General features: G+C 68.2%; 30 protein-coding genes. All 30 read left to right on the plus strand.

The features are described from left to right. The first annotated feature begins 36 nt into the window (after nt 1-36). Nucleotides 37-3,936: a DNA-directed RNA polymerase subunit beta' gene (locus AB4091_RS02435; protein ID WP_442290135.1), complete on the plus strand. Its 3,900-nt coding sequence runs from the start codon at nt 37-39 to the stop codon at nt 3,934-3,936. A 244-nt stretch (nt 3,937-4,180) separates the two neighbouring features. Then, nucleotides 4,181-5,716, plus strand: a complete 1,536-nt coding sequence (gene dacB, locus AB4091_RS02440) for a D-alanyl-D-alanine carboxypeptidase/D-alanyl-D-alanine endopeptidase (protein WP_442290136.1) — start codon at nt 4,181-4,183, stop codon at nt 5,714-5,716. Between the two features lie 35 nt (nt 5,717-5,751). Further along, a complete protein-coding gene (locus AB4091_RS02445; RefSeq protein ID WP_442290137.1) occupies nt 5,752-6,315 on the plus strand; it encodes a hypothetical protein in 564 nt (187 codons plus the stop codon). A 377-nt stretch (nt 6,316-6,692) separates the two neighbouring features. After that, complete coding sequence (gene rpsL, locus AB4091_RS02450) at nt 6,693-7,067, plus strand: 30S ribosomal protein S12 (protein ID WP_141823424.1); 375 nt, start codon at nt 6,693-6,695, stop codon at nt 7,065-7,067. Further along, entirely contained in the window at nt 7,067-7,537 is a 471-nt protein-coding gene (gene rpsG, locus AB4091_RS02455; RefSeq protein ID WP_442290138.1) for a 30S ribosomal protein S7, read from the plus strand. The genes rpsL and rpsG overlap by 1 nt, the downstream gene beginning before the upstream one ends. Before the next feature lie 132 nt (nt 7,538-7,669). Continuing rightward, complete coding sequence (fusA, locus tag AB4091_RS02460; protein WP_442290139.1) at nt 7,670-9,787, plus strand: elongation factor G; 2,118 nt, start codon at nt 7,670-7,672, stop codon at nt 9,785-9,787. 103 nt (nt 9,788-9,890) lie between these two features. Beyond that, nucleotides 9,891-11,087: an elongation factor Tu gene (tuf, locus tag AB4091_RS02465; protein ID WP_442290140.1), complete on the plus strand. Its 1,197-nt coding sequence runs from the start codon at nt 9,891-9,893 to the stop codon at nt 11,085-11,087. A 587-nt stretch (nt 11,088-11,674) separates the two neighbouring features. After that, nucleotides 11,675-12,979 (plus strand): M18 family aminopeptidase, encoded by a 1,305-nt coding sequence (locus AB4091_RS02470; RefSeq protein ID WP_442290141.1) that lies wholly within the window; start codon nt 11,675-11,677, stop codon nt 12,977-12,979. 97 nt (nt 12,980-13,076) lie between these two features. Next, a complete protein-coding gene (locus AB4091_RS02475; protein ID WP_442290142.1) occupies nt 13,077-13,490 on the plus strand; it encodes a thiol-disulfide oxidoreductase DCC family protein in 414 nt (137 codons plus the stop codon). Between the two features lie 402 nt (nt 13,491-13,892). After that, complete coding sequence (rpsJ, locus tag AB4091_RS02480; protein WP_009775966.1) at nt 13,893-14,201, plus strand: 30S ribosomal protein S10; 309 nt, start codon at nt 13,893-13,895, stop codon at nt 14,199-14,201. A gap of 13 nt (nt 14,202-14,214) precedes the next feature. Then, on the plus strand, nt 14,215-14,868 hold the full coding sequence (gene rplC, locus AB4091_RS02485) for a 50S ribosomal protein L3 (RefSeq protein ID WP_442290143.1): 654 nt from the start codon (nt 14,215-14,217) through the stop codon (nt 14,866-14,868). Beyond that, the gene (gene rplD, locus AB4091_RS02490; protein ID WP_442290144.1) at nt 14,865-15,500 is read left to right on the plus strand and encodes a 50S ribosomal protein L4; all 636 of its coding nucleotides are present in this window, start codon (nt 14,865-14,867) and stop codon (nt 15,498-15,500) included. Before rplC ends, rplD begins: the two co-directional genes overlap by 4 nt. Continuing rightward, nucleotides 15,497-15,796: a 50S ribosomal protein L23 gene (gene rplW, locus AB4091_RS02495; RefSeq protein WP_442290145.1), complete on the plus strand. Its 300-nt coding sequence runs from the start codon at nt 15,497-15,499 to the stop codon at nt 15,794-15,796. Before rplD ends, rplW begins: the two co-directional genes overlap by 4 nt. 26 nt (nt 15,797-15,822) lie before the next feature. Continuing rightward, a complete protein-coding gene (gene rplB / locus AB4091_RS02500; protein WP_147066110.1) occupies nt 15,823-16,659 on the plus strand; it encodes a 50S ribosomal protein L2 in 837 nt (278 codons plus the stop codon). A gap of 15 nt (nt 16,660-16,674) precedes the next feature. Then, nucleotides 16,675-16,956 (plus strand): 30S ribosomal protein S19, encoded by a 282-nt coding sequence (gene rpsS / locus AB4091_RS02505; protein WP_026864141.1) that lies wholly within the window; start codon nt 16,675-16,677, stop codon nt 16,954-16,956. Nucleotides 16,957-16,982: 26 nt separating this feature from the next. Further along, nucleotides 16,983-17,351 carry a 50S ribosomal protein L22 gene (gene rplV / locus AB4091_RS02510; protein ID WP_386050627.1) on the plus strand — a complete coding sequence of 123 codons (369 nt, stop codon included), beginning with the start codon at nt 16,983-16,985 and terminating at the stop codon, nt 17,349-17,351. Then, complete coding sequence (gene rpsC / locus AB4091_RS02515) at nt 17,351-18,175, plus strand: 30S ribosomal protein S3 (protein WP_030194229.1); 825 nt, start codon at nt 17,351-17,353, stop codon at nt 18,173-18,175. The genes rplV and rpsC overlap by 1 nt, the downstream gene beginning before the upstream one ends. 2 nt (nt 18,176-18,177) lie before the next feature. After that, nucleotides 18,178-18,597: a 50S ribosomal protein L16 gene (gene rplP, locus AB4091_RS02520; protein ID WP_188032309.1), complete on the plus strand. Its 420-nt coding sequence runs from the start codon at nt 18,178-18,180 to the stop codon at nt 18,595-18,597. After that, nucleotides 18,597-18,953, plus strand: coding sequence for a 50S ribosomal protein L29 (rpmC, locus tag AB4091_RS02525; protein WP_442290146.1), 357 nt, complete (start codon nt 18,597-18,599; stop codon nt 18,951-18,953). The genes rplP and rpmC overlap by 1 nt, the downstream gene beginning before the upstream one ends. Then, entirely contained in the window at nt 18,950-19,240 is a 291-nt protein-coding gene (gene rpsQ / locus AB4091_RS02530; RefSeq protein WP_442290147.1) for a 30S ribosomal protein S17, read from the plus strand. Before rpmC ends, rpsQ begins: the two co-directional genes overlap by 4 nt. 101 nt (nt 19,241-19,341) lie before the next feature. Next, nucleotides 19,342-19,710 (plus strand): 50S ribosomal protein L14, encoded by a 369-nt coding sequence (gene rplN / locus AB4091_RS02535; protein ID WP_045191900.1) that lies wholly within the window; start codon nt 19,342-19,344, stop codon nt 19,708-19,710. 2 nt (nt 19,711-19,712) lie between these two features. After that, complete coding sequence (gene rplX, locus AB4091_RS02540; protein ID WP_442290148.1) at nt 19,713-20,090, plus strand: 50S ribosomal protein L24; 378 nt, start codon at nt 19,713-19,715, stop codon at nt 20,088-20,090. Between the two features lie 2 nt (nt 20,091-20,092). Next, on the plus strand, nt 20,093-20,680 hold the full coding sequence (gene rplE / locus AB4091_RS02545) for a 50S ribosomal protein L5 (protein WP_442290149.1): 588 nt from the start codon (nt 20,093-20,095) through the stop codon (nt 20,678-20,680). Nucleotide 20,681: 1 nt separating this feature from the next. Further along, nucleotides 20,682-20,867, plus strand: coding sequence for a type Z 30S ribosomal protein S14 (locus tag AB4091_RS02550; RefSeq protein ID WP_020143231.1), 186 nt, complete (start codon nt 20,682-20,684; stop codon nt 20,865-20,867). 126 nt (nt 20,868-20,993) lie between these two features. Beyond that, entirely contained in the window at nt 20,994-21,392 is a 399-nt protein-coding gene (gene rpsH / locus AB4091_RS02555) for a 30S ribosomal protein S8 (RefSeq protein ID WP_045191896.1), read from the plus strand. Between the two features lie 12 nt (nt 21,393-21,404). Next, nucleotides 21,405-21,941 (plus strand): 50S ribosomal protein L6, encoded by a 537-nt coding sequence (gene rplF / locus AB4091_RS02560; protein WP_442290150.1) that lies wholly within the window; start codon nt 21,405-21,407, stop codon nt 21,939-21,941. Nucleotides 21,942-21,944: 3 nt separating this feature from the next. Continuing rightward, nucleotides 21,945-22,319, plus strand: a complete 375-nt coding sequence (rplR, locus tag AB4091_RS02565; RefSeq protein WP_442290151.1) for a 50S ribosomal protein L18 — start codon at nt 21,945-21,947, stop codon at nt 22,317-22,319. A 43-nt stretch (nt 22,320-22,362) separates the two neighbouring features. Then, nucleotides 22,363-23,019, plus strand: coding sequence for a 30S ribosomal protein S5 (gene rpsE, locus AB4091_RS02570; RefSeq protein ID WP_386050614.1), 657 nt, complete (start codon nt 22,363-22,365; stop codon nt 23,017-23,019). Next, nucleotides 23,019-23,201 (plus strand): 50S ribosomal protein L30, encoded by a 183-nt coding sequence (rpmD, locus tag AB4091_RS02575; protein ID WP_020143226.1) that lies wholly within the window; start codon nt 23,019-23,021, stop codon nt 23,199-23,201. The genes rpsE and rpmD overlap by 1 nt, the downstream gene beginning before the upstream one ends. 2 nt (nt 23,202-23,203) lie before the next feature. Beyond that, nucleotides 23,204-23,680: a 50S ribosomal protein L15 gene (gene rplO / locus AB4091_RS02580; protein ID WP_442290152.1), complete on the plus strand. Its 477-nt coding sequence runs from the start codon at nt 23,204-23,206 to the stop codon at nt 23,678-23,680. The last annotated feature ends 74 nt before the right edge of the window (nt 23,681-23,754 follow it).

A 23,754-nucleotide genomic window follows, 5' to 3' on the forward strand; every position in this document is an offset into this window, starting at 1 on the left:
CAAAGACTTAACGAGAGTTACGAGAGAAGGAACCACGTGCTCGACGTCAACTTCTTCGACGAGCTGCGCATCGGCCTTGCCACTGCGGAGTCCATCCGCCAGTGGAGCCACGGCGAGGTCAAGAAGCCCGAGACCATCAACTACCGCACGCTGAAGCCCGAGAAGGAGGGCCTGTTCTGCGAGCGCATCTTCGGCCCCACCCGGGACTGGGAGTGCAACTGCGGCAAGTACAAGCGTGTCCGCTTCAAGGGCATCATCTGTGAGCGCTGTGGCGTCGAGGTCACGCGCGCCAAGGTGCGCCGTGAGCGGATGGGCCACATCGAGCTCGCCGCCCCCGTCACCCACATCTGGTACTTCAAGGGTGTCCCGAGCCGCCTCGGCTACCTGCTCGACCTCGCCCCGAAGGACCTCGAGAAGGTCATCTACTTCGCGGCCTACATGATCACGTCCGTCGACGACGACCAGCGTCATGCTGACCTGCCGTCGCTCGAGGCGCAGATCCAGGTCGAGAAGAAGGAGATCGAGAACCGCCGCGACGCCGACGTCGAGTCGCGCGCGCAGCTGCTCGAGCGCAACGTCGCCGAGCTCGAGGCCGAGGGTGCCAAGGCCGACGCGAAGCGCAAGGTCCGCGACCAGGCCGAGCGCGAGATGAACAACATCCGCAAGCGCGCCGACCAGCAGGTCGAGCGCCTCGAGCAGGTCTGGGACCGCTTCAAGAACCTCAAGGTCCAGGACCTCGAGGGCGACGAGATCCTCTACCGCGAGATGCGTGACCGCTTCGGCCTGTACTTCGAGGGCGGCATGGGCGCCGCGGCGATCCAGAAGCGCCTCGAGTCCTTCGACCTCGAGGCCGAGGCCGACCTCCTCCAGGAGATCATCGCCACCGGCAAGGGCCAGAAGAAGACGCGCGCCATCAAGCGCCTCAAGGTCGTCACCGCGTTCCAGACGACGACGAACCACCCGTCGGGCATGGTCCTCGACGCGATCCCGGTCATCCCGCCGGACCTGCGCCCGATGGTGCAGCTCGACGGTGGCCGCTTCGCGACCTCGGACCTCAACGACCTCTACCGTCGCGTCATCAACCGCAACAACCGCCTGAAGCGCCTGCTCGACCTCGGTGCCCCCGAAATCATCGTCAACAACGAGAAGCGCATGCTCCAGGAGGCCGTCGACAGCCTCTTCGACAACGGCCGTCGTGGTCGCCCGGTCACGGGTCCCGGCAACCGTCCGCTCAAGTCGCTGTCCGACATGCTCAAGGGCAAGCAGGGTCGTTTCCGCCAGAACCTGCTCGGCAAGCGCGTCGACTACTCCGGCCGTTCGGTCATCGTCGTCGGCCCGCAGCTCAAGCTGCACCAGTGCGGTCTGCCCAAGCAGATGGCGCTCGAGCTGTTCAAGCCGTTCGTGATGAAGCGCCTGGTCGACCTCGACCACGCGCAGAACATCAAGTCGGCCAAGCGCATGGTCGAGCGTGCCCGTCCGGTCGTGTGGGACGTCCTCGAAGAGGTCATCACCGAGCACCCCGTGCTGCTCAACCGCGCGCCCACGCTGCACCGTCTCGGCATCCAGGCGTTCGAGCCGCAGCTCGTCGAGGGCAAGGCCATCCAGATCCACCCGCTCGTCTGCTCGGCCTTCAACGCCGACTTCGACGGTGACCAGATGGCCGTCCACGTGCCGCTGTCGGCAGAGGCGCAGGCCGAGGCCCGCATCCTCATGCTGTCGAGCAACAACATCCTCAAGCCGGCCGACGGTCGCCCCGTCACGATGCCGACGCAGGACATGATCACCGGCATCTACCACCTGACCGACGCCATCGACGGCGGCGGCACGGGTGCGGGTCGCGCGTTCACGTCCCCGTCGGAGGCGCGGATGGCCTTCGACCGTGGCGAGATCCAGATCGGTTCGGCGATCAAGCTGCGCCTCACCGACGCGGTGCCCCCGGCCGGCTTCGAGCTGCCCGAGGGTGTCGAGGCCGACGAGACCGGCATCGTCAAGAGCATCACGCTCGAGACGACGCTCGGCCGCGCGATCTTCAACGACACGCTGCCGATCGACTACCCGTTCGAGAACCGCCCGGTGGACCGCAAGCGTCTCTCGGCGATCGTCAACGACCTCGCTGAGCGCTACTCCAAGGTCCAGGTCGCCGCGTCCCTCGACGCCCTGAAGGAGGCCGGTTTCCACTGGTCGACCCGCTCGGGCTGCACCGTCGCCATCTCCGACGTCACGACGCCGGACAACAAGGCGGCGATCCTCGAGGGCTACGAGACGAAGGCCGCCAAGGTCCAGACGCAGTACGAGCGCGGTCTGATCACCGACGACGAGCGCCGCCAGGAGCTCGTCGAGATCTGGACCCAGGCGTCCAACCAGGTCGCCAAGGAGATGGAGACCAACTTCCCGCGCACGAACCCCATCTACCGGATGGTGAGCTCGGGTGCTGGTGGCAACTGGTTCCAGATCCGCCAGATCGCCGGCATGCGTGGCCTGATGGCCAACCCGAAGGGCGAGATCATCCCGCGCCCGATCAAGGCGAACTTCCGTGAGGGCCTCACGGTGCTCGAGTTCTTCATCTCGACGCACGGTGCCCGTAAGGGTCTGGCCGACACGGCGCTTCGTACCGCCGACTCGGGCTACCTCACGCGTCGTCTCGTCGACGTGTCGCAGGACGTCATCATCCGTGAGGACGACTGCGGCACCGAGCGTGGCCTCAAGCTGCCGATCGCCCAGGTCAACGAGACCACGGGCACGCGTGCGCCGAGCGAGGTCGTCGAGGCCTCGGTCTACGCCCGTACGCTCGCCGAGGACGTCACCGACAAGGACGGCACCGTCCTCGCCGTGGCCGGCATCGACCTCGGTGACGTCGTCATCGACGCGCTCTACGCCGCTGGTGTCGACGAGGTCCGGGTGCGCTCGGTCCTCACCTGCGACAGCAAGGTCGGCACGTGTGCGGCCTGCTACGGCCGCTCGCTCGCGACCGGCAAGCTCGTCGACATCGGCGAGGCCGTCGGCATCATCGCGGCCCAGTCGATCGGTGAGCCCGGCACGCAGCTGACGATGCGTACCTTCCACACCGGTGGTGCGGCTGCGGCCGACGACATCACCCAGGGTCTGCCGCGTGTCGTCGAGCTGTTCGAGGCGCGCACGCCCAAGGGTGTCGCCCCGATCGCCGAGGCCACCGGTCGCGTCGAGATCGAGGACACCGACAAGGCGCGTCGCGTCCTGCTCACGCCCGACGACGGCTCCGAGCAGCACGCCTACCCGGTGAGCAAGCGTTCGCGCCTGCTCGTCGCCGACGGTGACCACGTGACCGTGGGTGACAAGCTGGTCCAGGGCGCGATCGACCCCAAGCAGGTCCTTCGCATCCTCGGCCCGCGTGCCGCCCAGAAGCACCTCGTCGACGAGGTGCAGCGGGTCTACCGCCAGCAGGGTGTGTCGATCCACGACAAGCACATCGAGGTCATCGTGCGGCAGATGCTGCGGCGCGTGACGATCATCGAGGCCGGGGACGCGGACCTCCTCCCGGGCGAGCTCGCCGAGCGCGGCCGCTTCGAGGACGAGAACCGTCGCGTCATGGCCGAAGGTGGCCGTCCGGCCGCTGGTCGTCCCGAGCTCATGGGCATCACCAAGGCCTCGCTGGCCACCGAGTCGTGGCTGTCGGCCGCGTCCTTCCAGGAGACGACCCGCGTGCTCACGCAGGCCGCCATGGAGGCCAAGTCCGACCCGCTGCTCGGCCTCAAGGAGAACGTCATCCTCGGAAAGCTCATCCCTGCCGGCACGGGCCTGCCCCGCTACCGGAACGTCAAGGTCGAGCCCACCGAGGAGGCCAAGGCCGCGATGTACTCCCTGCCGAACTACGACGCCTACGACTACGCAGGCTTCGGTACGGGTTCGGGCGAGGCCATCCGTCTCGACGACGAGGCTCTCGGTCTCGACCAGTTCTGACCGGTGGCCCGGGGCTGACGCCCCGAGCACCACGTATGCCGATGGGCCGGCTCCCCGTCACGGGGGGGCCGGCCCTCGGCGTTGCGGGAGAGCCGAAGGCGGCCCTCCCCATAACGGACAATTCGGACTAGCCTCGGACGGCAGGTGGTCGTCGGCGGCGTCCGGGTCAGTCGGCGGCACCCGTCGGGAGGTCGTCATGGTCCGAACGCCACGAAGCCCGAGAGCACCACGAGCAGCGCGGATCGTGCGCGGCCCCCGGGGTCCACGCACAATCCGCGCTCGCTGGCCCCTCCTGCTGGCGGTCGTCATGCTCGCCGTCGCCGCAGTCCTCTCGTCGGCGCCGCAGGGCAGCGGTGCCACCGTCTACGACGCCCGTGACGCCGCGCTGCGCCGCGAGGTCACCACGGTGTTCGCGGACTCGCGGGTCACCGCGTCGTCGGCGCGGGTCGGAGCCGTCGTCAGGGACGCGTCGACCCGCTCCGACATCTACCTGCGCGGCGCCGACACGCCGCTCGCCCCGGCCTCGACCCAGAAGACCTTCACGGCCGCCGCGGCGCTGAGCCGCCTCGGGGCCGGCTACCGGTGGTCCACCGACGTCTACGCCGGTGCCCCGGTGGGTCGTGGGGGAGTCGTCGCAGGGCGCCTCTACCTCCGAGGGGCCGGCGACCCGACGCTGCTCGAGAGGGACCTCACCGCGCTCGTGTCCGCCCTCAGGGCCAAGGGCGTCACGCGCATCACCGGAGACGTCGTCGCCGACGCCTCCGCCTTCGACGACGTGCGCTACAACCCGTACTGGTCCACGTCGTACGCCTCCGCCTACTACGCGGCCCAGGTGTCGGCCCTGACGCTGTCACCCGACACCGACTACGACGCCGGCACCATCATCGTCACCGCCACCCCGGCGACCTCGACGGCGTTCTTGCCGCGCCTGACGGTGACGCCGGCCTCCGCGGCATCGCACGTGCGCCTCGTCAACCGGATGCGCACCGCGGCGGCCGGCACGGCGGCGACGATCGCGGTCAGCCGCGCGGCGGGCACCAACACGGTCACGGTGAGTGGCCAGGTGCCGGTGCGGCACGCGGCCACCCGCAAGTGGGTGACGGTGAACGACCCCGCGCTCATGGTCGGGCGCGCGCTGCGGGCCCGACTCGTCGCCGCCGGCATCCGGGTCGACGGCGGCGCGGTGCGGGGCGTGACGCCCAGGGCCCGCACCCTGCTGGCGCGGCACTCTTCCATGACGCTGGGACAGCTGCTCGTGCCCTTCCTCAAGCTGAGCAACAACTCGCACGCCGAGGCCATCACCAAGACCTTGGGCGCGAGGACCGGCCGGCCGGGAAGCTGGGCCGACGGCACCGCCGCGCTCCGGGCGTATGCCGTCTCCGCCGGCATCCCGGTGACCGAGCTGCGCTTCGTCGACGGCTCGGGCCTGGCCCGCGCCAACCGGCTCACGCCGAACCAGCTCGCCCTGCTGCTCGACAAGGCACAGCGCGCGTCGTGGTGGCCCACCTTCCGGGCCGCGCTGCCGGTGGCCGGGGTCGACCCCGTGCGGTGGCAGGGCGGCACCCTCGCCTCGCGCCTGCGTGGCACGCCGGCGGCCGGCAACCTGCGCGCCAAGAACGGCAGCCTCACGGGCGTCAGCTCCCTCGCCGGCTACGTCTCCGGCGCCGACGGCCGCCGCTACGTCTTCGTCATGATGAGCAACTTCTCCGGCACCTCGCCGCGTCCTGTCGAGGATCGCCTCGGGGTGCTGCTCGCCCGCTGGCGCATGACCAACCGGTGACCCGCCGGGGGAGCCCGCCTCGATAGGGTGGTCGCATGACCGAGCCGACAGCCGACGCGCCGCACTCACCCGAGCCCGACGACCAGAGCACGTCGGCCGGGGCGTCCGGCGGCGAGGGCCCCGCGCCCACGATCATCGTGCTCACGGAAGAGGCGCTCAAGGCCGTCGACGTGGCCAAGATCGTCGGTCTGCACGAGGACGACCGGCCCACCTACCGGGTGCTCGTGCCGGCCGACACGCAGCGCAACCTGCTCAGCTCGTTCCTCAACCACCTGAGCCTCTTCGAGATGCGCGAGGCGCTCGAGGCGCTGCGTCCCGTCAACCGCACCGGTGCGCACGCCGACGCCGACACGGCGCTGGCCACCACCCTCGCCGAGTTCGAGCGCCACGACGTCGACGCCACCGGCGAGATCACCTCCGACGACCCGATGCCCGCCCTCGTCGAGGAGGTCGCCAGGCTCGGGGCGCGCGAGGTCGTCGTGGTCACCGAGCCGCACGCCGTCGAGGACACCTTCCACCGCGACTGGGCCTCGCGGGCCCGCGAGTCGCTGGGTGTCCCCGTGCTGCACATGTACGCCGGCGACTGGCGGCTCGGCTGAGCCCAGGCCGGCCCGCCGGACGCCACCGGGCGGCATACCCCATCGCGAGGTCGGGGCCCGGTCCAACCGATTTGGTCGGCGTGCCGCACCCCGGTACGCTTGAACACTGTGTCTGAGGCGTGACCTCAGGCATGCGCGATGACGGCCTCGGTGCCCTGTCCAACCGCACGCTGCGGATGGCACACCACTTCGGTCCAGAGCAGACCTTCCGCCGGGCAACCCAACCCTTCCCCACGCCGTGAGGCCGTGGCAGGAGCGGGAAGTGCAGGGGGGAGAACCGGTTCCGACACACCCGACCTCGGGGGTCGACGAACCGAACAGCCAAGGAGTCGTCCTCCCGGACGACTGACAACGAGCAACGTTATGGAGTAACCAGGTTGCCTACTATCAACCAGCTGGTCCGCAAGGGCCGCCAGGACAAGGCCACAAAGGCCAAGACCCCGGCGCTCAAGGGCTCGCCCCAGCGCCGCGGCGTGTGCACCCGCGTGTACACCACCACCCCCAAGAAGCCGAACTCTGCCCTGCGCAAGGTCGCCCGTGTGCGCCTCTCCAGCGGCATCGAGGTCACGGCGTACATCCCCGGCGTCGGCCACAACCTGCAGGAGCACTCGATCGTGCTCGTGCGCGGTGGTCGTGTGAAGGACCTCCCGGGTGTGCGCTACAAGATCGTCCGCGGCACGCTCGACACCCAGGGTGTCAAGAACCGCAAGCAGGCTCGTAGCCGTTACGGCGCGAAGAAGGAGAAGAGCTGATGCCTCGCAAGGGACCCGCTCCGAAGCGCCCGCTCGTCGTCGACCCGGTCTACCAGAGCCCGCTCGTCACGCAGCTCGTCAACAAGATCCTGCTCGACGGCAAGAAGTCGATCGCCGAGATGATCGTCTACGGCGCACTCGAGGGCGTCCGCGCCAAGACCGGCACCGACCCCGTCGCCACGCTCAAGCGTGCGCTCGACAACGTCAAGCCGGCCATGGAGGTCAAGAGCCGTCGCGTCGGCGGCGCGACCTACCAGGTGCCGATCGAGGTCAAGCCCGGTCGCTCGACCACGCTCGCCCTGCGCTGGCTCGTCGGCTACTCGCGCCAGCGTCGTGAGAAGACCATGACCGAGCGCCTGATGAACGAGATCCTCGACGCGAGCAACGGCCTCGGTGCCGCTGTCAAGCGCCGCGAGGACACCCACAAGATGGCCGAGTCCAACAAGGCCTTCGCGCACTACCGCTGGTGACCCAGCGGTCCGGTCGGTATGCCGGGGAGCCCGCTCCACGGCATACCGCCGGGCACGCGCCCGCCCGTCCTGCGACGCGGCCCACGGCGCCCCACGATTTCACCCCACGACGAATGAGACGAGAAACCTGACGTGGCACTCGACGTCCTGACGGACCTCAACAAGGTCCGCAACATCGGCATCATGGCGCACATCGACGCTGGCAAGACCACGGTGACGGAGCGCATCCTCTTCTACACCGGTGTCAACCACAAGATCGGTGAGACCCACGACGGTGCGTCGACGACCGACTGGATGGAGCAGGAGAAGGAGCGCGGCATCACGATCACGTCTGCCGCCGTGACCTCCTTCTGGGAAGGCACCCAGGTCAACATCATCGACACCCCCGGGCACGTCGACTTCACGGTCGAGGTGGAGCGATCGCTGCGCGTCCTCGACGGTGCCGTCGCGGTGTTCGACGGCAAGGAGGGCGTCGAGCCCCAGTCCGAGACGGTGTGGCGCCAGGCCGATAAGTACGACGTGCCGCGCATCTGCTTCGTCAACAAGATGGACAAGCTCGGCGCGGACTTCTACTTCACCGTGCAGACCATCAAGGACCGCCTCGGCGCGGAGCCGCTGGTCATGCAGCTCCCGATCGGTGCCGAGAACGACTTCCTCGGTGTCATCGACCTCGTCTACATGCGTGCCCTCGTGTGGCCCGGCGACGCCAAGGGCGACGTGACCATGGGTGCCAAGTACGAGATCGCCGAGATCCCGGCGGACCTCCAGGCCAAGGCCGAGGAGTACCGCATGGCCCTCGTCGAGCGCGTCGCCGAGTCCGACGACGAGCTGATGGAGAAGTACCTCGGTGGCGAGGAGCTGACCCCGGAGGAGATCAAGGGCGGCATCCGCAAGCTCACGGTCAACTCCGAGCTCTACCCGGTGTTCTGTGGCTCCGCGTTCAAGAACCGCGGCGTGCAGCCCATGCTCGACGCCGTCGTCGACTACCTCCCGTCGCCGCTCGACGTCCCCCCGATGATCGGCCACAAGCCGGGCGACGAGAGCGTCGAGCTGACGCGTGCACCGAGCAAGGACGAGCCGTTCTCGGCTCTCGCCTTCAAGGTCGCCACGCACCCGTTCTTCGGCACGCTGACCTTCATCCGCGTCTACTCGGGCCACATCAGCTCGGGCACGAGCGTCGTGAACTCGACCAAGGGCCGCAAGGAGCGCATCGGGAAGCTCTTCCAGATGCACGCCAACAAGGAGAACCCCGTCGAGGAGGCCATGGCCGGCCACATCTACGCGGCCATCGGCCTCAAGGACACGACGACCGGCGACACGCTCTCGGACGTCAACGAGCAGATCGTGCTCGAGTCGATGACCTTCCCCGACCCCGTCATCCAGGTCGCCATCGAGCCCAAGACCAAGGGTGACCAGGAGAAGCTCGGCACGGCCATCCAGAAGCTCTCGGCGGAGGACCCCACCTTCCAGGTCCACCACGACGAGGACACCGGCCAGACGATCATCGCCGGCATGGGCGAGCTGCACCTCGACATCCTCGTCGACCGCATGAAGCGCGAGTTCAAGGTCGAGGCCAACGTCGGCAAGCCGCAGGTGGCCTACCGCGAGACGATCCGTCGCCCCGTGCTCAAGTACGACTACACGCACAAGAAGCAGACCGGTGGCTCCGGCCAGTTCGCCAAGGTCCAGGTCAGCTTCGAGCCGCTGGGCGAGACCGAGGACGGCTCGATGTACGAGTTCGTCAACGGTGTCTCCGGTGGTCGCGTCCCGCGTGAGTACATCCCGTCGGTCGACGCCGGCATCCAGGACGCCATGCAGTACGGCGTTCTCGCCGGATACCCCCTCGTGGGCATCCGCGCGACCCTGAACGACGGTGCGTACCACGACGTCGACTCCTCGGAGATGGCGTTCAAGATCGCCGGCTCGATGGTCCTCAAGGAGGCCATCAAGAAGGCGGACCCGGTCCTGCTCGAGCCGATGATGGCTGTCGAGGTGCGCACGCCCGAGGACTACATGGGCGAGGTCATCGGCGACATCAACTCTCGACGTGGCCAGATCCAGGGCATGGAGGACATCAGCGGCGCCAAGGTCGTCAAGGGCCTCGTCCCGCTGTCCGAGATGTTCGGCTACGTCGGCGACCTGCGCTCCAAGACGCAGGGCCGTGCGAGCTTCTCCATGGAGTTCGACTCCTACGCAGAGGTCCCCAAGGCTGTTGCCGAGGAGATCATCAAGAAGACCCGCGGAGAGTGACTGAGGGCCATCCCGTAGTCTCTTTCATCGGAAACCACCCCACAGCGCCACGTCCTGCCCTGGTCGTACGGCGTAACACGAGAAAGTCCTGAGGAGGACCACAGTGGCGAAGGCAAAGTTCGAGCGGACCAAGCCGCACGTCAACATCGGCACCATCGGTCACATCGACCACGGCAAGACGACGCTGACGGCTGCGATTTCCAAGGTTCTGCACGACAAGTACCCCGACCTGAACCCCCAGTTCGCGTTCGAGGACATCGACAAGGCTCCCGAGGAGCGCCAGCGCGGTATCACGATCTCGATCGCGCACATCGAGTACCAGACGGAGGGTCGTCACTACGCCCACGTCGACTGCCCCGGCCACGCCGACTACGTGAAGAACATGATCACGGGTGCGGCCCAGATGGACGGCGCGATCCTCGTGGTCGCCGCCACCGACGGCCCGATGCCGCAGACGAAGGAGCACGTCCTGCTCGCCAAGCAGGTCGGCGTCCCCTACATCGTCGTGGCGCTCAACAAGGCCGACATGGTCGACGACGAGGAGATCCTCGAGCTCGTCGAGATGGAGGTCCGTGAGCTGCTCTCGGGCTACGAGTTCCCCGGCGACGACCTTCCTGTCATCAAGGTCTCGGCGCTCAAGGCGCTCGAGGGCGACGCGGAGTGGGGCCAGACGGTCCTCGACCTGATGGACGCCGTGGACACCTATATCCCGGAGCCCGAGCGCGACATCGACAAGCCGTTCCTGATGCCCGTCGAGGACGTCTTCACGATCACCGGTCGTGGCACCGTCGTCACCGGTCGTATCGAGCGCGGCATCCTCAAGGTCAACGAGGAGGTCGAGATCGTCGGCATCCACACCGGCCCGCCGGCCAAGACCACCGTCACCGGTGTCGAGATGTTCCGCAAGCTGCTCGACGAGGGTCGCGCCGGTGAGAACGTCGGCCTCCTGCTTCGTGGCACGAAGCGCGAGGACGTCGAGCGCGGTCAGGTCGTCGTCAAGCCCGGCTCGATCACGCCGCACACCGAGTTCGAGGCTCAGGTCTACATCCTGGGCAAGGACGAGGGTGGCCGTCACACGCCGTTCTACGACAACTACCGTCCGCAGTTCTACTTCCGCACCACGGACGTCACGGGTGTCGTGCACCTGCCCGAGGGCACCGAGATGGTCATGCCCGGCGACAACACCGACATGACGGTCGAGCTCATCCAGCCGATCGCCATGGAGGAGGGCCTCAACTTCGCCATCCGCGAGGGTGGCCGCACGGTTGGCGCCGGCAAGGTCACCAAGATCAACAAGTGAACTGACGCTGCACCTGCAGCACCAGCTTCACAGCAGTACGCGTAGGGCCCGTTCCGCTTCGGCGGGGCGGGCCCTTCCGCTTGCCCGGCTCGGCCGGGTCGACGGTTTGGGGGCCGTGGCACGCGTCAGGTCGTGAACGCGTACGCCCGCTCGACGGCTTGGGGGCCATGGCACGCGTCTGGTCGTGAGCGCGTACGCCCGCTCGACGGTTTGGGGGCCATGGCACGCGTCTGGTCGTGAGCGCGTACGCCCGGTCGACGGTTTGGGGGCCGTGGCACGCGTCTGGTCGTGAGCGCGTACGCCCGGTCGACGGTTTGGGGGCCATGGCGCGGTTTCGTGAGACATCGGGCCTGATCCGCCGCTCGAAACTTCGCCGTGGCGGACTTCGAGCCACGCCCGGGCTCGGTTGGCGGGGTGGTTCGGGGCGCTGCCTACTGGCCGAGGGCGACGAGGACGTCGGTGGCGGAGTCGGCCGCGAGGTAGGCGCTTGGACAGCGGCTCGAGGTCGGTGCGGACCTCGCCGGTGCCCGTCCTGGTCCCGGGGGCCGGCGGTGGTCGGCGCCCGTCGGTGGATAGGGTCGGGCACCATGGCGCACTCGTTCGACACCGACACCGAAGCCCAGGGGCTCATCGACTACGTCGACGCCAGCCCCACCCCGTTCCACGCGTGCGAGCAGGCCGCCCGGCGGCTCGGGGCGGAGGGCTTCACCGAGGTCGACGAGCGGGCACCGTGGCCGACCGAGCCGGGTCGCCACTACCTCGTGCGCGGGGGCTCCCTCATCGCCTGGGACACGACCGGCGCGCACGGCGCCGGTGCAGGTCCGTCCGCCGGGTTCCGCGTCGTCGGGGCGCACACCGACAGCCCCAACCTGCGCATCAAGCCGAACCCCGACCACAGCCGTGCCGGCTGGCAGATGCTCGGGGTCGAGCCCTACGGAGGCCTCCTCCTCAGCTCGTGGCTCGACCGTGACCTCGGCCTCGCGGGCCGCGTCGCCGTGCGGGGACGCGAGGGCGTCGAGGCCCGCACCTTCCACGGCCGCGAGGCGCTGCTCCGGGTCGCGCAGCTCGCGATCCACCTCGACCGCACCCAGAACGAGGCCCTCAGCCTCAACAAGCAGGCGCACATGGAGCCGCTCTGGGGCGTCGGCGACGAGCCCGGCGACTTCGTCGGCTACCTCGCCGAGCAGGTCGGCGTCGACCGCGAGGACGTCCTGTCGTGGGACGTCATGACGCACCCGGTCCAGCCGTCGACACGTCTCGGGCGCGCCCGCGAGCTCATCGCGGCCCCGCGCCTCGACAACCTCGCGACCTCGTACGCGGGCGTGCGTGCCCTGCTCGACGCCGTGGCAACCGAGCCGACGCACGTGCCGGTGCTCGTCCTCTTCGACCACGAGGAGATCGGCAGCACGTCCGAGCGAGGTGCCACCTCGACCCTCCTGCCGTCCGTCCTCGAGCGGATCGTCACCGCCGGAGGGGGCGGTCGCGACGACTACTGGCGTGCGCTCGCCTCCACCGTCATCGCCTCCGGTGACATGGGGCACGCCACCCACCCCAACTACGCCGACCGGCACGAGCCGATGCACGCCATCAGGGTCAACGGCGGTCCGGTGCTCAAGGTCAACACCAACCTGCGCTACGCCACCGACTCGGTCGGGGCCGCCGCGTTCCGGCTCGCCTGCGAGCAGGCCGGCGTGCCGATGCAGACCTTCGTCACCCGCAGCGACCTCCCGTGCGGCTCGACCGTCGGACCCGTCACGTCCTCCCTGACCGGGGCGACCACCGTCGACTTCGGCGCTGCCGCGCTGTCGATGCACAGCACCCGCGAGCTGATGGGTGCCGACGACCCGGCCATGTATGCCGGCGCGCTGAGCGCCTTCCTCGCCCCGGCCTGAGCGCAGGCCTGGGCGCCGGCCGGGCTCCACGCGGACTGCAGGCGAGCCAGCCTCCCAGCCGGGCGGCATACGTCCGCGGGCGTGGGAGGATGGGCCCGTGGAGGCCCCAGCGCTCGACGTGCCCGACCGGCCGACGCTCGTCTACGACGCTGACTGTGGGTTCTGCACGCGCAGTGCCCTCTTCGCCAAGCGGTGGGTCGATCGCCGTGACCGGTTCGCGGTGCGCCCTTGGCAGGAGCTCGACCTCGCGGCCGTCGGGCTCTCGGCCGCCGACTGCGACGAGGCCGCCCAGTTCGTGACCGCCGACGGCTCGATCCGCTCCGGTCACCGGGCGATCGCGAGCGCGGCCACCCACGGGGCACCGGCCTGGCGGCCCGTCGGCTACCTGCTGATGGCCCCCGGCGTCTCCCGGGTGGCGTCTCGCGCGTACGGCTGGGTCGCCGAGCACCGCTACCAGCTGCCGGGCGGCACCCCGGCGTGCGCGCGCCCGTCGGCGACGGCGGGGGAGTGACTCCGACGAGTCCGGTGGCTCCGGTGGCTGCGGGAACTCCGGTGACTCTGTGGACGACCGCAGCCGGCGTCACGACGCGCCACCGCCGCTGGCCTTCGGCGACGTCCCGGCTCGATTTGATAGTGCGTCGCCGCCTCTGGCACACTGTTCAGGTTGCTTGACGCGCGTTGCTGACCCATGTCGGTGCCGCCGCCCCTTGAGAGCCTCCTGACGGGGACTCGCCCGGACTCCTCTCGGAGGCCCTAGGGAAGCGCAAGCCACCCGGTTCGGCCGGGCAATCCACACCGGAAGTAGCACGAAAGTGCGTCACTTTCGCCGCGAAGCGGGCGCGACACGCCCGACCTCGGGGGTCGGATGGCCAAGGGAACCGGAAGTCAGAAGCGAGAGAGAGACGTTCATCAGATGGCGGGACAGAAGATCCGCATCCGGCTGAAGTCGTACGACCACGAGGTCATCGACAACTCGGCCCGGAAGATCGTTGACACAGTGACGCGCGCCGGCGCGACCGTGGTGGGCCCCGTCCCGCTGCCGACGGAGAAGAACGTCTTCGTCGTGATCCGGTCGCCGCACAAGTACAAGGACAGCCGCGAGCACTTCGAGATGCGCACGCACAAGCGCCTCATCGACATCATCGACCCGACGCCCAAGGCCGTCGACTCGCTGATGCGTCTCGACCTGCCGGCGGACGTCAACATCGAGATCAAGCTCTGAGGCGGTTGCTGACATGACTGTTGCTCAGAAGAACGTCAAGGGCGTGCTCGGCGAGAAGCTCGGCATGACCCAGGTGTGGGACGCCGACAACAAGCTCGTCCCCGTGACCGTCGTCAAGGCCGGCCCCTGCGTCGTCACGCAGGTGCGCGCCGACGAGACCGACGGCTACGCCGCGGTCCAGATCGCCTTCGGTGCGATCGACCCGCGCAAGGTGAACAAGCCCATGAGCGGCCACTTCGAGAAGGCCGGCGTCACCCCGCGCCGTCACCTCGTCGAGCTCCGCACGGCTGACGCCGGCGCCTACGAGCTCGGCCAGGAGATCACGGCCGAGTCCTTCGAGGCCGGCCAGCGCGTCGACGCGACGGGCACGACCAAGGGCAAGGGCTTCGCGGGTGTCATGAAGCGCCACGGCTTCGCCGGCGTCTCGTCCTCCCACGGTGCCCACCGCAACCACCGCAAGCCGGGCTCCATCGGCGGCTGCTCGACCCCGGGCCGTGTCTTCAAGGGCATGCGCATGGCCGGTCGCATGGGTGGCGTCCGCCAGACGACCCAGAACCTCCAGATCCACGCCGTTGACGCCGAGAAGGGCCTGCTGCTCATCAAGGGTGCCGTTCCCGGCCCCCGCGGTGGCATCGTCCTGATCCGCACGGCTGCGAAGGGTGCATGATCGACATGGCAACCAAGACCCCGAACCTGCCCGCCGAGATCTTCGACGTGCAGACGAACGTCCCGCTGATTCACCAGGTCGTGGTGGCCCAGCTCGCGGCGGCTCGTCAGGGCACGCACTCGACCAAGACCCGCGGCGAGGTCCGCGGCGGTGGGCGCAAGCCGTACCGCCAGAAGGGCACCGGCCGTGCGCGTCAGGGCTCGACCCGCGCGCCTCAGTTCGCCGGCGGTGGCGTCGTCCACGGCCCGCAGCCGCGTGACTACTCGCAGCGCACGCCCAAGAAGATGAAGGCCGCCGCCCTGCGTGGCGCCCTCTCCGACCGGGCCCGCTTCGACCGCATCCACGTCGTCGACTCCATCGTCTCGGGCGAGCTGCCCTCGGCGAAGGACGCTGCCGTGCTGCTCGCCGGCCTGACCGCGCGTCCCAACCTGCTCGTCGTGCTCGAGCGCGGTGACGAGGTGGCGTTCAAGTCGGTCCGCAACCTGCAGAACGTCCACGTGCTGGTCGCCGACCAGCTCAACACGTACGACGTCCTGTGCGCCGACGACATCGTCTTCACCCAGGCCGCCCTCGACGCGTTCGTCGCCGGTCCCGTGAAGGCTGACAAGGCCGACAAGGAGGCCTCCAAGTGAGCATCCACGCCAAGGACCCCCGCGACATCCTGATCGCGCCGGTCGTCTCCGAGAAGTCATACGGGTTGCTCGACGAGGGCAAGTACACCTTCATCGTCGACCCGCGTGCGAACAAGACGGAGATCAAGATCGCCATCGAGGCGATCTTCAACGTCAAGGTCGACAAGGTCCACACCCTGAACCGCCAGGGCAAGACCCGTCGCACCCGATTCGGCCTCGGCAAGCGCAAGGACACCAAGCGTGCGATCGTCTCCCTCCGCGAGGGCTCGATCGACATCTTCGGTGCGGGCGCCTGAGATAGACGAAGAGAGACTTAACGAACATGGGTATCCGCAAGTACAAGCCGACCACGCCGGGCCGTCGTGGCTCGTCGGTCGCCGACTTCGTCGAGATCACGCGCACCACGCCGGAGAAGTCGCTGGTCCGCCCCCTGTCGAAGACGGGTGGCCGTAACAACGCCGGCCGCATCACGACGCGTCACATCGGTGGCGGTCACAAGCGCGCCTACCGCGTCATCGACTTCCGTCGCCACGACAAGGACGGCGTGCCGGCCAAGGTCGCTCACATCGAGTACGACCCCAACCGCACCGCGCGCATCGCGCTCGTCCAGTACGTCGACGGCGAGAAGCGCTACATCCTGGCCCCGAACAAGCTGAAGCAGGGCGACCCGATCGAGAACGGCCCCGCGGCCGACATCAAGCCGGGCAACTCGCTTCCGCTGCGCAACATCCCCGTCGGCACGGTCGTCCACGCGATCGAGCTCAAGCCCGGTGGTGGCGCCAAGATCGCCCGCTCAGCGGGTGCTCGCGTGCAGCTCGTCGCCAAGGACGGTCCCTACGCCCAGCTGCGTATGCCGTCCGGCGAGATCCGCAACGTCGACGCGCGCTGCCGCGCGACGGTCGGCGAGGTCGGCAACGCCGAGCAGAGCAACATCAACTGGGGCAAGGCAGGCCGCATGCGCTGGAAGGGCAAGCGCCCGACCGTCCGTGGTGTCGCCATGAACCCGGTCGACCACCCGCACGGTGGTGGTGAGGGCAAGACGTCCGGTGGACGTCACCCCGTCTCCCCCTGGGGCCAGGCCGAGGGCCGCACCCGCAAGGGACACAAGGAAAGCGACAAGCTCATCGTGCGTCGCCGCCGTACTGGCAAGAAGCGCTGATAAGGAGCCTTTGGAATGCCTCGTAGCCTGAAGAAGGGCCCCTTCATCGACGACCACCTTCAGAAGAAGGTGGACGCCCAGAACGAAGCGGGCACCAAGAACGTCATCAAGACCTGGTCGCGCCGTTCGGTCATCAGCCCGGACATGCTCGGCCACACCTTCGCCGTCCACGACGGCCGCAAGCACGTCCCGGTGTTCGTCACCGAGTCGATGGTCGGCCACAAGCTCGGCGAGTTCGCGCCGACCCGCACGTTCAAGGGTCACGTGAAGGACGACAAGAAGGGTCGTCGTCGCTGATGGCCACCGAATCCAAGGAAGAAGTCATGGAAGCCAAGGCTTCGGCGCGGCACGTCCGTGTCAGCCCGCAGAAGGCTCGCCGTGTCGTGGACCTGATCCGCGGCAAGGCGGCCACCGACGCCGTCACGACGCTGACGTTCGCTCCGCAGTCGGCCTCCGACCCGGTGAAGAAGGTGCTCGAGAGCGCCATCGCCAACGCCCGTGTCAAGGCTGACCGCGAGTCGGTCGCCTTCGACGAGCGCAACCTCGTCATCACGGCCGCGTTCGTCGACGAGGGCCCGACCATGAAGCGATTCCGTCCGCGTGCCCAGGGCCGCGCCGGTCGCATCAACAAGCGCACGAGCCACATCACCGTGGTCGTCACGCAGCCGGAGAACAAGAAGGGAGCCCGCTGATGGGTCAGAAGGTCAACCCCCACGGCTTCCGTCTCGGCATCACGACGGACCACAAGAGCCGCTGGTTCGCCGACTCGACGAAGTCGGGTCAGCGCTACCGCGACTACGTCAAGGAAGATGTCGCCATCCGTCGCCTGATGGAGAAGGGCATGGAGCGCGCCGGTATCGCCTCGGTCGAGATCGAGCGCACCCGTGACCGCGTCCGCGTCGACATCCACACCGCCCGCCCGGGCATCGTCATCGGCCGCCGCGGCGCCGAGGCCGACCGCATCCGCGGCGAGCTCGAGAAGCTCACCGGCAAGCAGGTCCAGCTGAACATCCTCGAGGTCAAGAACCCCGAGATCGTGTCCCAGCTGGTCGCCCAGGGCATCGCCGAGCAGCTCTCGGCCCGCGTGGCGTTCCGCCGCGCCATGCGCAAGGGCATGCAGTCCGCCCAGCGCGCCGGCGCCAAGGGCATCCGCGTGCAGGTCTCGGGCCGCCTCAACGGCGCCGAGATGAGCCGCACCGAGTTCTACCGCGAAGGTCGCGTGCCGCTGCACACGCTGCGTGCGCAGATCGACTACGGCTTCTACGAGGCCCGCACGACCTTCGGCCGCATCGGCGTCAAGGTCTGGATCTACAAGGGCGACATGACGGCGAAGGAGCTCGCGGCCCAGCAGGCCGCCGCCCCGCGCCCGTCGCGTGGCCCGCGTCGTGACGGCGGCGACCGCCCGAACCGCGCCCGTCGTGGTGACCGCAACGAGACCGCCGCTGCTCCGGCAGTGAACGAGACCGCTGCTGCCGAGGCCCCCGCCGCGGCGAGCACCGAGAATGAGCAGGCCTGACCATGTTGATTCCCCGTCGAGTCAAGCACCGCAAGCAGCACCACCCGAACCGCCACGGTGCGGCCAAGGGTGGCACGACGATCGCCTTCGGCGACTACGGCATCCAGGCCCTCGAGCCCGCCTACGTCACCAACCGGCAGATCGAGTCCGCTCGTATCGCGATGACCCGTTACATGAAGCGTGGCGGAAAGGTGTGGATCAACATCTACCCCGACCGTCCGCTCACCAAGAAGCCCGCCGAGACCCGCATGGGTTCCGGTAAGGGTTCGCCGGAGTGGTGGATCGCCAACGTCAAGCCGGGCCGCGTCATGTTCGAGATCTCGGGCGTGACCGAGCCGGTGGCGCGCGAGGCCATGCGTCTCGCGATGCACAAGCTCCCCATGAAGTGCCGCTTCGTTCAGCGTGAGGGTGGTGACATCTGATGGCAGTCGGAACCAAGGACCTGGCTCCCGAGCAGCTGCGTGGTCTCGACGACACCAAGCTGGCGGACGAGCTGAAGAAGGCCAAGGAAGAGCTGTTCAACCTGCGTTTCCAGTCGGCCACCGGCCAGCTGGACAACCACGGTCGTCTGCGCGCGGTCAAGAAGGACATCGCACGGATCTACACCGAGATGCGTGAGCGCGAGCTCGGCATCGGCTCGGCCCCCGCCGCCCCCAAGGCGGAGGAGAAGGCCGAGAAGGCGGACAAGAAGTCCGCCAAGGCCGACAAGACCGAGAAGGCTGACAAGGCCGAGAAGAAGGCCAAGAAGGCTGACAAGGCGCAGGAGGCTGACGCATGAGCGAGCAGGAGAAGGTCGTGAGCGACCAGACGAGTGAGCGCAACCACCGCAAGACCCGTCAGGGCTACGTGGTGAGCGACAAGATGGACAAGACCGTCGTCGTCGAGGTCGAGGACCGCGTCAAGCACGCGCTCTACAGCAAGGTCATCCGTCGCACCAGCAAGGTCAAGGTGCACGACGAGCAGAACGAGGCCGGCATCGGCGACCGCGTGCTGATCATGGAGACGCGTCCGCTCTCCGCGACGAAGCGCTGGCGCATCGTCGAGATCCTCGAGAAGGCCAAGTAAGCCAACCCACCGGGGGCTCCGCCCCCTGTGTGCCCCCCATTCCGTTCGGCAAGGCTCATCCGGGCAACCGGTGAGAACCAGCACGACGACAGGAGTTAGAAGTGATTCAGCAGGAGTCGCGGCTGCGCGTCGCCGACAACACCGGTGCCAAGGAGCTCCTTTGCATCCGTGTTCTCGGTGGCTCGGGCCGTCGGTACGCCGGCATCGGCGACACGATCGTCGCCACCGTCAAGGACGCGATCCCTGGCGGCAACGTGAAGAAGGGTGACGTCGTCAAGGCCGTCATCGTCCGCACCGTCAAGGAGCGTCGCCGTGCCGACGGTTCCTACATCAAGTTCGACGAGAACGCTGCGGTGATCCTCAAGACCGACGGTGACCCCCGTGGTACCCGCATCTTCGGCCCGGTGGGCCGCGAGCTTCGCGAGAAGAAGTTCATGAAGATCATCTCGCTCGCGCCGGAGGTGCTGTGAACATGGCGAACAAGCCGACCAAGATGAAGATCAAGAAGGGTGACCTCGTCCAGGTCATCTCCGGCCGCAGCCAGAAGAACGGCGGCGACCGGGGCAAGCAGGGCAAGGTCATCGCGGTCTACCCGGAGAACCGGCGCGTGCTGGTCGAGGGCATCAACCGCGTCACCAAGCACGTCAAGGCCGGCGCGACCGCCCGTGGCACGCGCACCGGTGGCCTGACGCACACCGAGGCCGCGATCCACGTGAGCAACGTCGCGATCGTCGACCCCGAGTCGAAGAAGCCGACCCGCGTCAAGACGCGTGTCGAGACCGTCGAGCGCAACGGTCGCCAGAAGGCGGCCCGCGTCCGTGTCGCGGTCAAGTCGGACAAGGACCTCTGAGAATGACCGAAACCACCATCGAGACCACCGCTCCGTCGGCGTCGGTCAAGCCCCGCCTCAAGCAGCGCTACCAGGACGAGATCAAGGGCTCCCTGCAGGAGCAGTTCGGCCACGCCAACGTCATGCAGGTCCCCGGCGTCGTCAAGGTCGTCGTCAACATGGGTGTCGGCGACGCGGCCAAGGACAGCAAGCTGATCGAGGGCGCCGTCCGCGACCTCACGGCCATCACCGGCCAGAAGCCGGTCGTGACCAAGGCTCGCAAGTCCATCGCCCAGTTCAAGCTGCGTGAGGGCATGCCGATCGGCGCCCACACGACGCTGCGCGGCGACCGCATGTGGGAGTTCCTCGACCGTCTCGTCACGATCGCCCTCCCGCGCATCCGTGACTTCCGTGGCCTCTCGCCGAAGCAGTTCGACGGCAACGGCAACTACACGTTCGGTCTGACCGAGCAGTCGATGTTCCACGAGATCGACCAGGACCGGATCGACCGCGTGCGGGGCATGGACATCACCGTGGTCACCACGGCGACCAACGATGACGAGGGTCGCGCGCTGCTCAAGCAGCTCGGCTTCCCCTTCAAGGAGAACTGACATGGCCAAGACCGCGCTCGTTAACAAGGCGAACCGGAAGCCGAAGTTCAAGGTCCGCGCGTACACCCGCTGCCAGAAGTGCGGTCGTCCGCACTCGGTGTACCGCAAGTTCGGCCTCTGCCGCATCTGCCTTCGCGAGATGGCGCACGCGGGCGAGCTGCCGGGCGTGACCAAGAGCTCCTGGTAATCGGCTTCCCGAGCCCAGAGCACAACCCAGACCAACACACCTCTGACACCGTAGGTCGACCACACGGCGCAAGCCGGCGGCAGATGCCGCGGTCGAAACCCCGGTGAGGAAGGGCGGAGAGCCCACATGACCATGACTGACCCGATTGCGGACATGCTGACCCGCGTCCGGAACGCCAACTCGGCGCACCACGACGTCGTCTCCATGCCGTACTCGAAGCTGAAGAAGAACATCGCCGAGATCCTCCAGGCCGAGGGCTACATCGCGTCCTGGAAGATCGAGGAGGCGGAGGTCGGCCAGACGCTGACCATCGACCTCAAGTACGGCCCCAACCGCGAGCGCTCCATCGCCGGCGTGCGTCGCGTGAGCAAGCCCGGTCTGCGCGTCTACGCCAAGTCGACGAACCTGCCCAAGGTTCTCGGCGGGCTCGGTGTCGCGATCCTGTCGACCTCGACAGGTCTCCTGACCGACAAGCAGGCACACGAGAAGGGCGTGGGTGGGGAAGTCCTCGCCTACGTCTGGTAAGGAGACGCAGACATGTCGCGTATCGGACGCCTCCCCGTCTCCATCCCCTCGGGTGTGGACATCAACGTCGCCGGCCAGGACGTCACGGTCAAGGGCCCCAAGGGTGAGCTCTCCCTGACCGTCGTCCAGCCGATCACGGTCGAGCTGGCCGAGGGCAACCTCGAGGTCAAGCGCCCCGACGACGAGCGTGACTCGCGCTCGCGCCACGGCCTGACCCGCTCGCTCATCAACAACATGGTCCTCGGCGTCACCGAGGGCTACGAGAAGAAGATGGAGATCCACGGCACGGGTTACCGTGTCGCGGCGAAGGGCTCGGACCTCGAGTTCTCGCTCGGATACTCGCACCCGATCCTCATCCAGGCTCCCGCCGGCATCAGCTTCGCCGTCGAGAACCCGACCCGCTTCTCGGTGCAGGGCATCGACAAGCAGCTCGTCGGTGAGGTCGCGGCCAACATCCGCAAGCTGCGCAAGCCCGACCCGTACAAGGGCAAGGGCGTTCGCTACGCGGGCGAGCAGATCCGTCGCAAGGTCGGAAAGGCCGGTAAGTAAGCCATGGCAATGATCATCAAGCGCGGCAAGTCCAAGGCTGCCGCCCGCATCCGTCGCCAGGTCCGCGGTCGCAAGAAGATCAGCGGCACCACCGCCCGTCCCCGCCTCGTGGTGTCGCGCTCGAGCCGTCACCTCTTCGTCCAGGTCGTCGACGACACGGTCGGCAAGACCGTGGCCTCGGCCTCGACGATGGAGGCCGACCTGCGTGCGTTCGAGGGTGACAAGACCGCCAAGGCCAAGAAGGTCGGCGAGCTCGTCGCCTCGCGCGCCAAGGACGCCGGCATCGAGTCCGTCGTGTTCGACCGTGGTGGCAACAAGTACCACGGTCGGGTCGCGGCGATCGCCGAGGGCGCCCGTGAAGGTGGGCTGTCCCTGTGACCAACCACTTCGTGACCGCAATTGTTGAGATGAGGAACATCTGATGCCCGGACAGCAGCGTCGAGGCACCGGCCCCGCCGGTGGCGGCGAGCGCACCGAGCGCGGAGACCGCCGCGACAACCGCGGTGGCCGCGACAACCGCGACAGCCGTGACGACAAGAACCAGTACGTCGAGCGCGTCGTGACCATCAACCGTGTCGCCAAGGTCGTCAAGGGTGGTCGTCGCTTCAGCTTCACCGCCCTCGTCGTCGTCGGTGACGGTGACGGCACCGTGGGTGTCGGCTACGGCAAGGCCAAGGAAGTTCCCGCGGCCATCGCCAAGGGTGTCGAGGAGGCCAAGAAGAACTTCTTCAAGGTCCCGCGCATCCAGGGCACCATCCCGCACCCCGTCCAGGGTGAGGCGGCCGCTGGTGTCGTCATGCTCCGCCCCGCCGCCCCCGGTACCGGTGTCATCGCCGGTGGCCCGGTGCGTGCGGTGCTCGAGTGCGCCGGCATCCACGACGTCCTCAGCAAGTCGCTGGGCTCCGACAACGCCATCAACATCGTGCACGCCACGGCCCAGGCCCTGCGTGACCTCGAGCGCCCCGAGTCGGTCGCTGCCCGTCGTGGCAAGACCCTCGAGGAGGTCGCTCCGGCGGCCATGCTCAAGGCCCGTGCCGCCGGCATCGCCGAGGCCCAGGCCGCGAAGGCTGGTGCGTGATGGCTCGTCTCAAGGTGACCCAGACCCGTTCCGAGATCGGCGGCAAGCAGAACCAGCGTGACACGCTGCGCAGCCTCGGTCTGAAGCGCATTGGCGACGTCGTCGTCAAGGAGGACCGTCCCGAGATCCGCGGGATGGTCAAGACGGTCACGCACCTCGTGTCCGTCGAGGAGGTTGACTGACCATGGCCGACAACGCCAAGAAGTCGGGCGAGTCCGCCCTCAAGGTCCACCACCTGCGTCCGGCCCCCGGAGCCAAGACCGCCAAGACCCGCGTCGGTCGTGGTGAGGGCTCCAAGGGCAAGACCGCTGGTCGTGGCACCAAGGGCACCAAGGCCCGCTACCAGGTCCCGGAGCGTTTCGAGGGCGGCTCGATGCCGATGCACATGCGCCTTCCGAAGCTCCGTGGCTTCAAGAACCCGTTCCGCACCGAGTACCAGGTCGTGAACCTGGACCGCCTGCAGGTCCTCTTCCCCGAGGGCGGGCAGGTCTCGGTCGAGGACCTCGTCGCCAAGGGTGCCGTCCGCGACGGCTTCCCGGTGAAGGTGCTCGGGACCGGCGAGATCTCCGTCAAGGTCGAGGTCGAGGCGCACAAGTTCTCGACGTCCGCCAAGGAGAAGATCGAGGCCGCCGGCGGCACGGTCACGGCCCTCGCAGGCTGAGTGACCGGTCCAGCGTGACCCCCACACACCTCGTGTGAGCAGCGCCCCGAGCGCCAGCCGCGGGCCGACGTGAC

This window comes from Terrabacter sp. 2RAF25 (genome assembly GCF_052115265.1).
Taxonomy (GTDB): domain Bacteria; phylum Actinomycetota; class Actinomycetes; order Actinomycetales; family Dermatophilaceae; genus Terrabacter.